The organism is Enterococcus eurekensis (genome assembly GCF_042654605.1).
GTDB lineage: Bacteria > Bacillota > Bacilli > Lactobacillales > Enterococcaceae > Enterococcus_I > Enterococcus_I eurekensis.
The window spans coordinates 83624-98825 of record NZ_JBHSGT010000020.1 but is presented as its reverse complement, the minus strand read 5'-3'; the positions used below and the strand labels follow the sequence as shown (position 1 = coordinate 98825).

Annotated in this window: 16 protein-coding genes; 11 read left to right on the top strand and 5 right to left on the bottom strand. The window is 37.6% G+C overall.

Going from position 1 to position 15202, the window contains the following annotated elements:
• The first annotated feature begins 16 nt into the window (after positions 1–16).
• Genes ACFO3L_RS03575 through pyrE form a run of 4 tightly spaced genes read left to right on the top strand, consistent with a single transcriptional unit; the run spans position 17 to position 3080 of the window.
• Positions 17–796, top strand: a complete 780-nt coding sequence (locus tag ACFO3L_RS03575) for a dihydroorotate dehydrogenase electron transfer subunit (RefSeq protein ID WP_379963910.1) — start codon at positions 17–19, stop codon at positions 794–796.
• Complete coding sequence (locus tag ACFO3L_RS03570; protein ID WP_379963908.1) at positions 796–1731, top strand: dihydroorotate dehydrogenase; 936 nt, start codon at positions 796–798, stop codon at positions 1729–1731. Before ACFO3L_RS03575 ends, ACFO3L_RS03570 begins: the two co-directional genes overlap by 1 nt.
• Complete coding sequence (pyrF, locus tag ACFO3L_RS03565; RefSeq protein WP_379963906.1) at positions 1728–2444, top strand: orotidine-5'-phosphate decarboxylase; 717 nt, start codon at positions 1728–1730, stop codon at positions 2442–2444. Before ACFO3L_RS03570 ends, pyrF begins: the two co-directional genes overlap by 4 nt.
• Positions 2445–3080: an orotate phosphoribosyltransferase gene (gene pyrE / locus ACFO3L_RS03560; protein ID WP_379963904.1), complete on the top strand. Its 636-nt coding sequence runs from the start codon at positions 2445–2447 to the stop codon at positions 3078–3080.
• Positions 3081–3359: 279 nt separating this feature from the next.
• On the opposite strand, the gene tnpC is transcribed toward pyrE, so the two are convergent.
• The 3 genes from tnpC to ACFO3L_RS03545 all read right to left on the bottom strand — a co-directional run bounded on the left by tnpC (position 3360) and on the right by ACFO3L_RS03545 (position 5556).
• Complete coding sequence (gene tnpC / locus ACFO3L_RS03555; RefSeq protein WP_379963902.1) at positions 3360–4910, bottom strand: IS66 family transposase; 1551 nt, start codon at positions 4908–4910, stop codon at positions 3360–3362.
• 99 nt (positions 4911–5009) lie between these two features.
• Complete coding sequence (gene tnpB, locus ACFO3L_RS03550; protein ID WP_273232502.1) at positions 5010–5369, bottom strand: IS66 family insertion sequence element accessory protein TnpB; 360 nt, start codon at positions 5367–5369, stop codon at positions 5010–5012.
• On the bottom strand, positions 5356–5556 hold the full coding sequence (locus ACFO3L_RS03545) for a hypothetical protein (RefSeq protein ID WP_166163642.1): 201 nt from the start codon (positions 5554–5556) through the stop codon (positions 5356–5358). Before ACFO3L_RS03545 ends, tnpB begins: the two co-directional genes overlap by 14 nt.
• 435 nt (positions 5557–5991) lie before the next feature.
• Here ACFO3L_RS03545 and ACFO3L_RS03540 point away from each other — a divergent pair, with 435 nt between their 5' ends.
• Complete coding sequence (locus ACFO3L_RS03540; RefSeq protein WP_379963899.1) at positions 5992–6216, top strand: iron chaperone; 225 nt, start codon at positions 5992–5994, stop codon at positions 6214–6216.
• Positions 6217–6984: 768 nt separating this feature from the next.
• Here the strand turns inward: ACFO3L_RS03540 and ACFO3L_RS03535 are convergent.
• Entirely contained in the window at positions 6985–8688 is a 1704-nt protein-coding gene (locus ACFO3L_RS03535) for an NFACT RNA binding domain-containing protein (RefSeq protein ID WP_379963897.1), read from the bottom strand.
• Between the two features lie 88 nt (positions 8689–8776).
• Positions 8777–9160: a DUF1622 domain-containing protein gene (locus ACFO3L_RS03530; protein ID WP_379963895.1), complete on the bottom strand. Its 384-nt coding sequence runs from the start codon at positions 9158–9160 to the stop codon at positions 8777–8779.
• A 179-nt stretch (positions 9161–9339) separates the two neighbouring features.
• On the opposite strand from ACFO3L_RS03530, the gene ACFO3L_RS03525 reads away from it, so the two are divergent.
• The 6 genes from ACFO3L_RS03525 to aroF all read left to right on the top strand — a co-directional run bounded on the left by ACFO3L_RS03525 (position 9340) and on the right by aroF (position 15202).
• A complete protein-coding gene (locus tag ACFO3L_RS03525) occupies positions 9340–9912 on the top strand; it encodes a hypothetical protein (RefSeq protein ID WP_379963893.1) in 573 nt (190 codons plus the stop codon).
• 315 nt (positions 9913–10227) lie between these two features.
• A complete protein-coding gene (trpX, locus tag ACFO3L_RS03520; protein ID WP_379963891.1) occupies positions 10228–11268 on the top strand; it encodes a tryptophan ABC transporter substrate-binding protein in 1041 nt (346 codons plus the stop codon).
• Positions 11265–12155, top strand: coding sequence for an ABC transporter permease (locus tag ACFO3L_RS03515; RefSeq protein ID WP_379963889.1), 891 nt, complete (start codon positions 11265–11267; stop codon positions 12153–12155). The genes trpX and ACFO3L_RS03515 overlap by 4 nt, the downstream gene beginning before the upstream one ends.
• Positions 12152–12919 (top strand): ABC transporter ATP-binding protein, encoded by a 768-nt coding sequence (locus ACFO3L_RS03510; RefSeq protein WP_379963887.1) that lies wholly within the window; start codon positions 12152–12154, stop codon positions 12917–12919. Before ACFO3L_RS03515 ends, ACFO3L_RS03510 begins: the two co-directional genes overlap by 4 nt.
• 350 nt (positions 12920–13269) lie before the next feature.
• Positions 13270–14142 (top strand): shikimate dehydrogenase, encoded by an 873-nt coding sequence (aroE, locus tag ACFO3L_RS03505; protein ID WP_379963885.1) that lies wholly within the window; start codon positions 13270–13272, stop codon positions 14140–14142.
• 31 nt (positions 14143–14173) lie between these two features.
• Entirely contained in the window at positions 14174–15202 is a 1029-nt protein-coding gene (gene aroF, locus ACFO3L_RS03500; RefSeq protein WP_379963883.1) for a 3-deoxy-7-phosphoheptulonate synthase, read from the top strand.

The following is a 15202-nucleotide window of genomic DNA, read 5'->3' as shown; positions in this document are numbered from 1 at the left end:
GAAAGGAGATTATCTCATGAAAGTAGAGATGATGGAAATCACTTCACAGCAATTACTTGCCCCGAGAATTTATGAAATGACGCTTAAAGGAGAGCTTGTCAAAGAAATGGACCAACCTGGTCAATTTTTACACATCCGTGTTCCAGATAGCGCTTTGTTATTACGTCGTCCAATAAGTATCAATGACATTAATCAAGAGGAGGGAACTTGCCGCATTATTTACCGTGTCGAAGGAGATGGAACGAAAATCTTCTCTGAAATGCAGGCAGGTGACTTAATCGATGTTATGGGCCCGTTAGGAAATGGTTTCGTAATTGATCATCTAAATGAAGGAGATGTCGCCTTTATCATTGGTGGGGGAATTGGTATTCCGCCATTGTACGAACTTTCAAAACAACTGGTTGCTAAAAAGGTCAAACCGATTCACTTCTTGGGTTATGCTTCAAAAGAAGTCTTGTACTATGAAGACGAATTTAAAGCCTTAGGTCCAACCTATATTGCAACGGATGATGGCACACATGGTGTACATGGAAATGTTGGACATCTTTTCGATTTAGTTAGCGAACAAGCAAACGCAGTCTTTTCTTGTGGTAGTAACGGCTTATTAAAAGCCGTAGAAGCTAAATTTGCTAGTGAAGTGGAAAATGTTCAATTGTCGCTAGAATCACGGATGGCTTGTGGAATTGGTGCGTGTTACGCTTGTGTTTGCAAATTGAAAGATGATGAAACTGGACTGAAAAGTGTGAAAGTCTGTGACGAAGGTCCAGTCTTCCCAGCTGGAAAGGTGGTACTGTAATGACAACAAATCCTTTAGCAGTCAAACTACCCGGTTTAGATTTAAAAAATCCAATCATTCCAGCAAGTGGTTGTTTTGGATTCGGTAAAGAATACAACAAATATTATGATATTAGTCAGTTAGGTTCAGTCATGATTAAAGCAACTACCCCTGAACCACGTTTTGGTAACCCGACACCTCGGGTTGCTGAAACACCAAGTGGTATGTTAAACGCAATTGGTTTACAAAATCCTGGACTAGAAGTCGTGATGACAGAAATTTTACCTGATTTAGCGAAAAGTCATCCGGGATTTCCAATTATTGCTAACGTTGCAGGATCGACGGAAGATGATTATGTGACTGTTTGTCGCGAAATTAGTCAAGCGCCAAACGTCAAAGCGATTGAATTAAATATTTCCTGTCCGAACGTTAAACAAGGGGGCATTACTTTTGGAACTGATCCAATGGTTGCGGGTGCATTGACCGAAGCAGTCAAAAAAGTTTCAAAAGTTCCTGTCTATGTGAAGTTATCACCAAATGTTACGGATATCGTACCGATTGCCCAAGCGATTGAAGCAGGAGGTGCGGATGGTTTTACAATGATTAACACGCTACTTGGCATGCGAATTGATTTAAAAACTCGTCAACCGATTTTAGCCAATCGTACCGGTGGTTTATCTGGTCCAAGTATCAAACCCGTAGCTATTCGTTTAATCAATCAAGTGGCAGCTATTTCAAAACTACCAATTATTGGGATGGGTGGAATTATGACAGTCGATGATGTGATTGAGATGTATTTAGCAGGTGCCAGTGCTGTAGGGATTGGTACGGCTAATTTTACGGATCCTTACATTTGTCCGAAATTAATCGCAGAATTACCTGTTCGTATGAAAGAATTAGGGATTGAGTCACTAGAACAATTAATTAAAGAAGTTAGAGAGGCCCGTGAAGCATGATAAACCGACCAATTATTGCCTTAGATTTTCCATCAAGAGTTGAAATTGAAACCTTTTTAAGTTTATTCCCAACGAAAGAAAAATTATTTGTAAAAGTTGGTATGGAAATTTTTTATCAAGAAGGTCCTGAAATTGTTCGTTGGTTACGTTCACTTGGGCATGATGTCTTTTTAGATTTAAAATTACACGACATTCCTAATACGGTTAGCCGTGCGATGGAAAGAATTGCTAACTTAGGCGTAGCAATTACCAACGTACATGCTGCAGGTGGAATTGAAATGATGGCAGCAGCTAAAGCTGGACTAGTTAAAGGAACGCCAGAAGGTCAAACAATTCCTCAATTGATTGCTGTGACACAGCTGACTTCGACTTCAGAAGAACAAATGCAACACGATCAATTAATCACAGTTAGTTTGGAAGAAAGCGTGCTAAACTATGCGAAATGTACTCAAGCAGCGGGCTTAGATGGTGTTGTTTGCTCGGCTTTAGAAGCTGGAAAAATTCATGGTGTAACCTCGGATACATTTATGTGTTTAACACCAGGCATCCGTCCAACAGGGGCAGCAGTTGGAGACCAAAAACGTGTAGTGACACCCGTTTTAGCGAAGGAAATTGGTTCAAATGCGATAGTTGTTGGCCGTCCAGTCACTCAAGCAGAAAATCCATATGAAGCCTATCAAGCGATTAAAAACGAATGGAATGGAGTAAAATAAATGTCAACTTTAGAAAAGAAAATTGCAGCAGATTTATTAAAAATTGAAGCCGTCTTTTTAAGTCCAGAAAAGCCATTTACTTGGGCGAGTGGCTTAAAAAGCCCAATTTATTGTGATAACCGTATGACGATGAGCTATCCTGCTGTACGTCGTGAAATTGCTCAAGGATTAGCTGAAAAAATTAAGGCTGAATTTCCAGATGTTGAAGTGATTGCTGGTACAGCAACAGCAGGGATTCCACATGCAGCTTGGATTGCAGAAATTTTAGATTTACCAATGGTTTATATCCGCAGTAAAGCGAAAGAACACGGTAAAGGCAATCAAATCGAAGGTCGTATTACTGAAGGTCAAAAAATGGTCGTTGTTGAAGATTTAATTTCAACTGGCGGTAGTGTTTTAGAAGCTTGTGAAGCAGCCAAACGCGAAGGAGCAGATGTTGTAGGTGTCGCAGCAATCTTCACTTATGAATTACCAAAAGGATCAGAAAATTTTGCAAATGCTCAAATTCCTTTAGTAACCTTAACAAATTACACAACGTTATTAGAAAGTGCACTAGAAGCGAACTATATCGAAGAAAAAGATTTAGAACTTTTAGCAAACTGGAAAAAAGATCCAGTAAACTGGTTAAATAAATAATAGTAAAAGGCGCAGATTATTGATTCAATCTGCGCCATTTTATTATGGTTATTCGTCAAAGTGTGTTGATGGGTCCAAAATGAGTAAAAATAATCGTCAAAATCGGTAGAGAAATTTGTTTCTCTGTCGATTTTTTGACATTAGAAAAGAGGGGCCGAGCCTCCCGCTCCCCTGCGAAAAATCACCTTGTTGGTAAGCGATGAATAGTTGAGTACCTATAAATAAAAAATAGACACCTCTATACTAAGAGATGTCCGAATACTAAAATAGACGGAATGTCTATCGACATTCCAGTTGAACCTTTGGATTCCATGGTAAATAAGCCGCCAAAGGTGTATTTTGTCGGTTTGGCAGATAAGTTAATAAGTAATCAAGATACTTTCGAGGATGTAATCCGTTGGATTTAGCTGTTTCGACCAGACTTAAAATAGTCGCAACGGCATGTGCACCGTCAAAAGATTTTGAGAACAACCAGTTCTTTCTTCCCATGACGAGCGACTTGATTCCACGTTCAGCTAAATTATTGGAAAGCACAAGGCGACCATCACTCAAGACATTCATCATGCGGTCTTTTTGATTCAGTGCATAAGTGATTGCTGTCCCAAGTTTTCCATGAGCGTGTATAGAGTCACACCATTCGAAGAATGCTTCAAGTTTAGGTTTCACTATCTTCATCCGCTGTTCATAACGGTCCTCTACGGTTAAACTATTTAACGTCTTATCCAGTGCAAACAATTCGTTACACAACGTGACGCCTTTATGAGCCACGCTTTTACTAGAATAATTCTTTGGACGTGCATCATAGAATTTCCGTCGAATATGTGCCAAGCAGGCAATCATCGTCATTCCTGGAAGATGATTGTACCCAGAGAATCCATCACTATGAAGATAGCCAGTATAATTCTCTAAGAAATCCCTGGGAACGGATCCGCTACGTGAGGGACCAAGCTTGAAAATATGTATAGCACGCTCACTGTATTTTCCTGTACTAAACAACCACATATAGGATTTTTGTCGTTCCTTATCGTTTAGTACTTTGAATGTCGTTTCATCGGCGTGTAGAACTTTTTGGTTAAGGAGTTCTTGTCGCATTTCAGCCACGAGTTCTTCAAAATAATACTGAGACGTTTTAATGTGCCAATTTGTGATGGTGTGGCGGGGTATTGGATAACCAAGTAGATCCCAATATGCCTCTTGTCGATAGGCTGGGACTTTTTGCTCAAACTTCTGATACATGGTTTCCGCTATAAGTGATGCAGATGCAGCTGTATTATTCAACGGGAGTTTTGGAATTTCAGATTTTGCAAAAGGAGTCCGCGTACCGCTTTTCTCGCAGTTCGCGCACGCATATGTTTTTTGAAAATGTCTGTGGTTCTCAATTTTTGCTGGAATAAATTTTACTTCCTGACGAATCAACTGCGTCGATACTTCTTTCATTGTTTCTTCACATGTCGGGCAGCTGCAGGATTCAATTTCATGTATATGATCAACCGTAGGAAGAAATGATAACTTCTGATCTTTTAGTCCTTTGCGTTTCTTTCGACGGACAACCTTCGTGACTATGATTTCATCGTTATTGCTTTGACCACCAGTCTGCTCTGGTTTGTTAAAAAAGTTATCATCGAATAGGTTTCCCTGATTAGGATTATTTTTCAATGTTTCTTTTTTAGGACCATAAAGTTTTTGAGTAAGGAATTCAATTTGCTCTTTCTGTAAAGAAAGCTCATCGTCCTTTTGAGCGATTGTTGTCTTTAGTTGTTTATTTTCTTCTAAAAGCTGATCTAGCTTTTCAATAATCACTTCAAACTGTTTCTCACTCTTTTTAGACATGATTACTTCTCCTCACATAAATAATAATTAAATTTTACTATAATCAGAAGAAGAAAACGAGAGAGCCATTGATTTTTTTATCAATTTCTCTCTCGTTTCTTAGGCTATACTCCCTTTTATTGCAGGTTTAATGGAGATTTTAGGATTGATAGATAATCCTTCTAAAAGCCAACGTAACTGTTGTGTCGTTAATTTTTGAACTTCGTTCTGATTACGAGGCCAATTCAATTTACCGTTCTCTAAGCGCTTATGTAAGAGAAGGAAGCCGTCACCTTCCCAATAAAGAGCTTTGAACCGATCTTTATTTCCACCACAGAAGAGAAAGAGAGCATCGTTATAAACATCCATATCATATTCTTCAGTAATCGTTGCAGCTAATCCATCAATTTGGCGACGCATATCTGTTTTTCCGCAGACAATGAAGATATTTTCTACTTGAGTAAAATCAATGAGCTTCATTAATTGACATCTCCGTGAGGAGAATTTTCAATGTCGATTGTTTAATCCCCTCATATATAAGTAGCTCGGTCTGACTGCTTTTTAAATGTGCTACTAACTTCTGTGGCAAGGACTTTTCAACGGTTCGACGATTATTTTGATCATTCTGCAAGATTACAGGTACGATAGACTGTTTATTTTTTTCCAAATTAAAAACCTCCTGATTACTTAATATATCTTAAGTTTAACCGGAGAACGTCAGGAATCACAGGTACCTAGCTATTTATCGCTTACCCTTGTTGGCGAAAGCTGAGAGACCGCTTCGAAACGATATGAAATGAGCAGCGACTCGGTAATAAGCCATAATCTTTTTGAAAGTACAAAACACTTTCAAACGATTCTTTGCTTATTACTCGTCACTATTCGCTCATTTCATGACCTCTAATAGAGCCTGTAGTTGTTGGAGCCGTTCGAACGTAGTGAGTTACGGATACAATATCAGGATCTGCGTGACAACTCAGCTCGAAAGCTTCAAACTCTAGTTAAGTGCTAAAGCACTAAACCAGAGTAATTCACATTTCGTCTTTTGACGCAGTGGGTACAAGGTGTTTTTCTTCGAGTCGCTAGTGCTATCTTCAAATGATTGCCGACATTTTATCTTCACGAAAACGTGGTACACTTTGCACCGGCTAAAAATCATCTAGGTTTCTATCCAACGCTGTCTGCAATCACTGCTTTTAAGGAGCGATTACAAAATTATAAGACGAGCAAAGGAGCGATTCAATTACCTTACAACCAACCATTACCCGTAGATTTGATTGAAGCGATTGTTTTGTTCCGTAAAAAAGAAATTCTCAGTCAAAAATAAATAGAGTAGTGAGATGTAAAAAAATATTTTTCCGAGCAGAATTTTTCTCCTGTTATCAATCAAACGATTGTCTGAATAATCACAAAAGTCTGACCTAAAAGTCTACCACATTTACTACAGAAGGGGCATTCTTTTGGTCAGCTAGAGTGGTCCTACAGTTAGCGTAAGTGCAGGCTTTGCAGGAAGTTAGTGTTAGTATCGATTTAGGAAGATTATCGACAGTGATAATACAATAGTATAAGAAGGTGTAGTATGTGAAACATAAATCGACAATAGTCATGATTCTGGTTACTTTATTGATTTCAATCGTATTTGTTTTTTATTTGTTCAATAATATAGTCCCTAATATAATTGGTTCTTTTGGTAGTTCAAACGACAATCAAAAGACGCAAATTTCCTTTGATAGAGAAGGGGAATATATGATATATCGTGAGGGAAAAGAATATGATCGATGAGAATATGAAAAATCAACTGAACATGCTTATATTTTAGACTCTATTAACGATAACGACGGTTTAATAATTTTGACTAACAATCAAAATTACCTAAATATCCCAACGCTACAAAAAGATCCCATATTATTAGATAAGTTATCTGATGTTCCTACTTATATTAATAGCTTTAGTGAAGAGAAATAGAAGCTGCCCAAATTGAGGTATTAGGTAAAAATCATTCAGGTATCAAAATAGAAAAATCCCATGAAATCAATGTTAATAAACTGATTTCATAGGATTTCTATTTTATACTTTTTGGTTAGCCTCGGGTTACTTATTGACGTAATTTCTCGATATTTTCTTCAACTGGTGTCATATAATAGGTTTTTTGATTCTCATAAATGACATAGCCTGGTTTAGCACCATTTGGTTTTCGAATATGTTTGACTTGTACAAGATCGACGGGGACTTGTGCAGAATGGCGATATTTTGAATAAAAAGCTGCAAGTTCAGCGGCTTCTAAAATTGTTTGTTCAGAAGGATCTGTACTACGAATAATAACGTGTGAACCAGGAATATCTTTAGCATGTAACCAGTATTCGGTTTTTTTAGCTGTTTTCAAGGTCAGTTGGTCATTTTGTAAATTGTTACGACCAACCAAAATCTCGGTGCCATCACTGGCAATGAATTTCGCGGGTTGTGATTTTTTCGTTTGACGTTTTTGTTTAACAAAAGAGCTTTTAACGTAACCTTCTTCAATCAATTCTTCTTTAATTAATTCTAAATCCATTGGTCCGGCCAATTCTAATTGGGTGAGGACGCTTTGTAAGTAAGCAATCTCTTGTTTTGTTTCTTCGATTTGTTCACCGACTAGTTTAACCGCATTTCGTAATTTTTGATACTTCTGGAAGTACTTCTGCGCGTTTTGATTTGGGGATAGCGCCGGATCTAAAACGATAGTAATCGGCGCATTTTCTTCATAATAATTTTCTAATTCGACACTGGCAACACCACGAGGAATTTGATGTAAGAAGGTGGTAAGTAACTCGCCACGTTGTCGTAAATCCTCGGCATTTTCAGCAGCTAATAAGGTTGCCTCGCGTTTTTCAAGCTTGCCTTCATTACGTTTGATTTCATTTGTTATTTTTTTTATTAATAAGCTGCCTTGTTGTTTTACGCGATCACGCTCAGCTTTATCGTGATAAAAACCATCCAATAGACTACTTAAATTGGTAAAGGTTGTTACGGTCGTATCTTCTTGAGTGATTAATGACTCAAAGAGAAAAGGCGTAAAATATTCTTTTTGTTTCGTTTGTATCAGCGTTGGTTCCAAAGTTTTTAATTGCGCCATAAATTGTTGCCAAACACGTAATTTTTCATTAGGATTAGCTTGTAAACGGGTTGCTAGTTCCGTTGCAGTATCGCGCCCAAAACCTTGGAAAAGTTGCTGAATAGTCTTTGGATTGATTTCCTGTAAAGATGATAACTGACTGAATGCTTGCACATCTGACAAATGAAACGGATTTAAGCCTTTTGCTTCAGGTGGTGCGACATAGGTAGCTCCTGGTAGTAACGCGCGATAAGTGTTTTGTGAGCTACCTATGTGTTTAATGGTATCTAAAATCTTATTGGTTGCTTGATTTAATAACAAAATCGTACTATGTCGTCCCATTAATTCTACAATTAATACAAGATTTTCTAAATCACCGAGCTCGTTACGATGAGTGAAGGTGAAGTGGATGATACGATCATTTTCAACTTGTTTAATCTCTTCTAAAATCGCACCGTCTAAATGCTTTCTTAAAATCATCACAAAATTTGGTGGCGTATCTGGATTTTGATAACTCATATTGGTGAGTTGAATCCTTGCATAACTAGGATGGGCAGATAGTAATAATTTATGGTTCTTTCCTTGTGAGCGAATGACTAGTACAAGCTCATTGGAATAAGGTTGGTGGACTTTACTAATTCGACCACCTTTTAATTGTTGATTCAGTTCTTGAATCATTAGATGGGTAAAAATACCGTCAAAAGACATGAAATTCCCTCATTTCAAAATTAGTCTCATTAAAAAATAGTTTAAAAAAGCCCATAGTTCCAATCTGCTTTTCTAAACTATTACCATGTTATTGGATTTTTGCGTCCTCTTCTTGCTGTTCTTTTTTAGCATCGAGCATCTCTTTATGTAAGAAATAAGCCATGACCGTTCGAATAGCAACCATAGAACCGAGCGTAATTAAATCTTGTAAAGAAGGGTTAATAATTGAATGGACAATGTCTGCCGCAATTAAAATTTCTAAACTGAGTAAAATGTAACTTCCTAAAAAACTACGAATACCAGTTAACACATAAGCCGATTTTTTTAGTGTAGGGTGGCTCATTTCAGAAGTGAGAAAATCTTTCATCGCTAACACAATTCCCCAAAGAAGCACCAAGACACATAAAATATAAAGAATAAGTACAAGCATTTCAAAAAAAGGGGTGAGCAATACGAGTAGGTGATTCTTCAAATAAAACCTCTCCTTTAAAATAGTTGGTATTCAACTAATTATAGCAAATATCAAATCAACTGACTAGTTTTGTTAAAGGCCGATTGTTATTTTTTTATTTGAGTAAAGAATCTTGACGAGAATATACGACAATTGATAAGATAAAGCTACAAGAAGTAAAAATGAGGAGGAGAACAATAATGACAGAAAAAAAGATCTTCACCTCGTGGAAACAACGAATGACTAATCAAAGACAAGCTTTTTTACAGCAAGTAAACAACCAACCAAAAAAGTTTTATTTATCGATTTTTTTAATCTTAATTGTTGGATTGTTACTATCATTATCCGTCGTTTCAGCTAGAAAACAAATTCAAACCGAACAATTAGAAACTTTGGTTTTTCCAAGTGTCTCATCAAAAATTATTGAACCGTTAACGGATTTAACTGTGATTGAAAAAGAACCCGCAGTGACAGTTGTCTTTGCGAGTCCATCAGCTAAAAAGTATCAAGAGATGTTTCAGTTGATTTCTGAGAAAGAAAAAGAATTAAACCGATCAATTTATTTTTATCCAATTGTTTACAATGTGGAAGAATTAACTAAAAAATATAAAGTCAATTCGGAACAAATGACGTTTGTTTTCTTTGAGAAAGGCGTAGAAAAGAACCGCTTCACGTATGAAGCTTTAGAAGTGCCGAATGAAGAATTGATGCCCGAACTAAATCGTTTACCGATGTGGAACACAAAAACTTTAGAAACCGAAAAAACGCAATAAAGATTCTTATTGACAATTATTCTGTCCTAGGGTACGCTAGCATCATCAAATAAGAGGAGGAATCATCATGGCGAACACAACTTATAACTCACAATTGCATAACTCATGGCAAACTTGGCGTAGGTAAGTTGTATTGATGGATTCTTTCATTCCATAGATACGACTTTTTAGAGTACTTTCTAAACAGTGTATCTATGTCGGTATCTAAATGATTCTTACCCGCATAGACGAAAGACTATGCGGTTTTTTGTTTTTTACAACAGCCGTACAAGATACGACTGTTGTTTTTTTATTATAAAAAAAGGAGAATGTTAAATGTTTAAAAACAAAGGGTTTATCTTTACGCTAGCAGTATTATTTTTAGTCTTAGTAGTTGGGTTTTTCACTGAAGGAAAACAGCAAGCAAAGACAACGAGCTCGATAACGAACACATCTGATGCTGACGCAAAAACTAGCTACAAAGTTGGCTTATTACAATTTGTTAGTCATCCTGCACTCGATCAAATTACGGCAGGTGTACGAGAAGGATTGAAAGAAAGCGGCTTAATTGAAGGCGAAAACTTAGAAATTGTTTTTCAAAACGGACAAGCCGATCAAAGTAAGTTAACGACAATGAGTCAACAACTAATTAATCAAGGATCAGATATTTTAGTGGGAATTGCAACACCTGCAGCGCAAGCGTTAGCGAATCAAACAAATGAATTACCGATTATTTTAGGCGCAGTGACGGATCCCGTTGGTGCCGGTCTCGTTGATAATATGGAAAAACCTGGTGCAAACATCACAGGGGTATCTGACAAAGCACCTGTACTTGAACAATTAAAGTTAGCGCAAGAACTGTTGCCGGATGCTAAAAAGGTTGGGATTTTGTATTCTTCGGCTGAAGACAATTCAAAATATCAAGTAGCGGAAGCCGTTAAAATTGCCAAGGAATTAGGTCTATCAACCGAAGAATTCTCAGTTCCTTCAACCAATGAGGTTAGTCAAGTCGTTCAAGTAATGGCGCAGCAAGTCGATTTTATTTATATCCCACTAGACAATATCATCGCCAATGCCATGCCAGCAGTCGTTAACGAAGCGAATAAACTAAAAGTTCCGATTATTACTTCGGCGGATACAATGGTTGCCGAAGGTGGTTTAGCCACTATTGGTATCAATCAATTTTCAATCGGAGTACAAGCAGGTAAAATGGCAGCTAGTGTCTTACGAGGAGAAGCCAAACCAGCGACAACACCTATTTATACGTTTACTGAAGGTGATTTAATCTTAAATGAAAAACAAGCGGAATTTTTACAAATCGAGATTCCAGAAAAATTAAAAGCAGATGCAGTGATTGTAGGAGGGGACAGTAAATGATTTTTTCATCAATTGGACAAGGGTTATTATGGAGCGTTTTAGGTTTAGGAATTTTTATGACTTATCGGATTTTGAATTTCCCAGATATGACAACAGAAGGCTCCTTTCCACTCGGCGGGGCAGTCTCGGTCGCAGCGATTGTTGCAGGTTTCCCACCACTAGCTGCGACTGGGCTGGCAATTATTGCCGGGATGTTGGCCGGACTAGTGACCGGTTTACTTTACACGAAGGGGAAAATTCCAGTTATCTTATCAGGAATCTTAGTGATGTCCGCCTTAAATGCCGTGATGCTTTTTGTAATGAAGCGTCCCAATTTGTCATTGCTAAATCAAGAGAATATTTTAGATTTTTTCCGCAATGATTCTATTCCTAAAAATTATGACACGATATTACTTGGCTTAATTGCCAGTAGTTTAATTATTGGTTTGTTATATTTCTTTTTTAATACGGATTTTGGACAAGCCTACATTGCGACTGGGGATAATGAGGAAATGGCACGTTCTTTAGGTATTTCGACAGATCGGATGAAAATTATCGGTCTGGTTTTATCTAATGGAGTAATTGCTCTAAGTGGAGCATTAATTGCTCAAAATGACGGTTATGCGGATGTTAGCAAAGGAATCGGTGTAATTGTCATTGGGTTAGCTTCGATTATCATTGGTGAAGTCTTATTTGGGGAATTAACTTTCTTTGAACGTCTCGTAGCGATTGTTCTCGGAAGCATTATTTATCAACTGTTAATTTTACTAGTGATTCGTTTAGGGTTTGATACGACCTATTTAAAACTATTCTCGGCGATGATTTTAACTTTATGTTTATTAATTCCACGTTTCAAAGAGAAATTGCAATTGAAGACAGGATTTGAGAAAGGAGGTCTTTCAAAATGAGTATTCTTGAATTAAAAAATGTAACGAAGACTATCAATAACGGTCCTAAAGAACAAAAGACCTTGCTTGATGCCGTTAATTTAACGATTCGACCGGGTGACTTTATCACGGTTTTAGGTGGTAATGGTGCTGGAAAAAGTACGCTATTTAATAGTATTTCTGGTACATTGGATGTAACACAGGGGCAAATTCTTTTAGGAGGAACCGACATCACAGCATTATCAGAAGAAAAAAGAGCGGCCTCGATTGCCCGAGTTTTCCAAGATCCAAAAATGGGGACAGCTCCTCGGATGACGGTTGCTGAAAATTTATTTTTAGCGCAAAAACGTGGGGAGAAAAGAGGTTTACGCTTACGTCGCATCAAGCAACAAAAACCTTTTTACTTTGAGTTATGTCAAGCGATTGGTAATGGCTTAGAAAATCATTTAGATACGCCAACAGGCAATTTATCTGGGGGACAACGCCAAGCCCTTAGTTTACTGATGGCGACCTTAAAGAAACCAGAACTGTTGTTATTAGATGAACATACGGCTGCTTTAGATCCTAAAACGGCGAAGCAACTAATGGAGATAACAAATCAAAAGATTTCTGAGGAAAATCTCACTTGTCTCATGATTACTCATCGAATGGAAGACGCCTTAAAGTATGGAAACCGTTTGATTCTCTTACAAAAAGGGCAGATTATTAAGGATTTAGACCAAAAAGAAAAGGAAAAACTAACTTTGACTGATCTGCTTCACTTTTTTGAAGAAATCATTTTTTAAAAAATTAATGAAAAAAGTGTTGACATCTTCTCATCAAACTCCTATACTAAGCTCATATCTTAAATCAGTTTGGAGCGATTACGTATGTTAAACTCACATCAATCACAACTGAATAATTATTACTTTAGCTATTTTAGGTAGGTTTGTATTCATGTAGTTATGGATACAAACGCAACGTTTGTATCTATGATGGCTAGGGGAATTTGTAATGACACAACAGCCGCCGTAGATGATTAAATATCTATAGTGGCTTTTTATATTTTTTTATACATCTGTACAAGTATAAAGATGCCCACTGTAGACGATTCGTTTTCAGTAGGCATCTTTTTTATTTTGAAAGGAGGAATGACATGACAAAAAACATTGAAATATCCGGAGAGACACGACTTGTTGGTTTTTTTGCGAGTCCCGCCCGTCATAGTATTTCTCCTAAAATGCATAACATCGCTTTTAAAGAATCTGGAATCGATGCTCGTTATTTAGCATTTGATATCAAACCCGAAGATTTAAAAGTTAGCATTCAAGCAATCCGAAGTCTGGATTTGATCGGTGCCAATATTTCGATGCCGCACAAACAAAACGTTTTAGCGCTACTGGATGAACTTTCGCCAGAAGCACAATTAATCGGAGCCGTTAATACAATTGTCAACGATCAAGGAAAGCTAATCGGTCATAATACAGACGGTCTAGGATTTATGCGAAGTCTTGAAGAACTTGAATTGAATACTCGCGAAAAGGAAATCACCATCTTAGGTGCAGGAGGTGCGGCAACAGCCATTATTTGCCAGGCTGCTCTAGACGGTGTGCAAACGATTAATATTATTAGTCGAAAAAGTGCGAATTTTTCGAAAATGGTGGAAAAAATCAAAGAAATCGAGAAAAAGACAGCTTGTCGATTAAATTTAATTGAAGCTAATGATCAATCAGCAATTACAGCCGCTTGCCAGCGGAGCTGTCTTTTGATTAATGCGACAAACGTTGGCATGGGTGAACTTGCTGGACAAATTCCATTGATTAAACTCAGTGACTTACACGCTGACTTAGCTGTCAGTGACATTATTTATCACCCCGCAGCAACCCAATTATTAATCGAGGCTAGAAAAATTGGGGCTAAAACAATGAATGGTTTAGGGATGCTCATCCATCAAGGAGCAGTTGCCTTTGAACTTTGGACGAACGAGCCGATGCCGATTGAATTAGTAAAAAAAGCTTTATTAAAATAAAACAACTAAAAACAGAAAGTAGGAAATATAAATGATCGTTATTATGAAACCAGGAGCAACAAATGGACAAATTGAAACAGTGGTAAAAAGAATTAAAGAAAGTGGTTTGGATTACCAATTAAATACAGGTAGTGAACAAGTAGTAATCGGCTTATTAGGCGACACACGTTCGATTCAAGATATTGCTTTTCGTAGTTATGAAGGTGTTGATAAAACTGTCAGAATTAGTAACACGTACAAATTAAGTTCACGTGAATTCCACCCGGATGATACTGTTGTCGATGTCGACGGCGTTAAAATTGGTGATGGTAGCTTTGTGACCATGGCTGGGCCATGTTCTGTTGAAGGTTTAGACCAAATTCGCGAGAGTGCTCGAATGGCTAAAGCCGGTGGAGCACAAATTTTACGCGGTGGCGCATTCAAACCGAGAACCTCGCCTTATGCTTTCCAAGGTTTAGAAGAAGAAGGTTTAATCATTATGCGTCAAGCAGCGGATGAATTTGGCTTAAAAGTCATTACTGAGGTGATGGATGAAGCTCATATTGATTTAGTGGCTAAGTACACAGATATTATTCAAATAGGTGCCCGCAATATGCAAAACTACAAGTTATTATCAGCTGTTGGTAAAACAGGAAAACCAATTGGCTTAAAACGTGGAATTTCTGGAACAATTGACGAGTGGTTAAATGCTGCAGAGTACATTGCCGTTGAAGAGAAAAGTCCAGTTATCTTTATCGAACGTGGAATTCGCACATACGAAACAGCGACACGGAACACTTTTGATTTGAGCGCTGTGCCAATTATTAAAAAAATGAGTCACTTCCCAATTATTGTTGATCCAAGTCACGGAACAGGCGTTTGGGATTTAGTTTCACCAATGGCTCGTGCAGGTGTTGCTGCTGGCGCAGACGGTATGATTGTTGAGATTCATCCAGACCCAGCCAATGCGTGGTCAGATGGTCCCCAATCGTTAAATGAAAAAAATTACTTGAAGATGATGAAAGAAGTCGATTTATTAGTCGATGCGATGCAAACAATTCGTCAAATCGAAAATAACTAA

Coding starts and splice junctions, on each gene's coding strand:
- pyrE (WP_379963904.1), top strand. CDS start 2,445: ATGTCAACTTTAGAAAAGAAAATTGCAGCAGATTTATTAAAAATTGAA.
- tnpC (WP_379963902.1), bottom strand. CDS start 4,910: ATGTCTAAAAAGAGTGAGAAACAGTTTGAAGTGATTATTGAAAAGCTA.
- aroF (WP_379963883.1), top strand. CDS start 14,174: ATGATCGTTATTATGAAACCAGGAGCAACAAATGGACAAATTGAAACA.
- pyrF (WP_379963906.1), top strand. CDS start 1,728: ATGATAAACCGACCAATTATTGCCTTAGATTTTCCATCAAGAGTTGAA.
- ACFO3L_RS03535 (WP_379963897.1), bottom strand. CDS start 8,688: ATGTCTTTTGACGGTATTTTTACCCATCTAATGATTCAAGAACTGAAT.
- ACFO3L_RS03525 (WP_379963893.1), top strand. CDS start 9,340: ATGACAGAAAAAAAGATCTTCACCTCGTGGAAACAACGAATGACTAAT.
- aroE (WP_379963885.1), top strand. CDS start 13,270: ATGACAAAAAACATTGAAATATCCGGAGAGACACGACTTGTTGGTTTT.
- trpX (WP_379963891.1), top strand. CDS start 10,228: ATGTTTAAAAACAAAGGGTTTATCTTTACGCTAGCAGTATTATTTTTA.
- ACFO3L_RS03515 (WP_379963889.1), top strand. CDS start 11,265: ATGATTTTTTCATCAATTGGACAAGGGTTATTATGGAGCGTTTTAGGT.
- ACFO3L_RS03575 (WP_379963910.1), top strand. CDS start 17: ATGAAAGTAGAGATGATGGAAATCACTTCACAGCAATTACTTGCCCCG.
- ACFO3L_RS03510 (WP_379963887.1), top strand. CDS start 12,152: ATGAGTATTCTTGAATTAAAAAATGTAACGAAGACTATCAATAACGGT.
- tnpB (WP_273232502.1), bottom strand. CDS start 5,369: ATGAAGCTCATTGATTTTACTCAAGTAGAAAATATCTTCATTGTCTGC.
- ACFO3L_RS03570 (WP_379963908.1), top strand. CDS start 796: ATGACAACAAATCCTTTAGCAGTCAAACTACCCGGTTTAGATTTAAAA.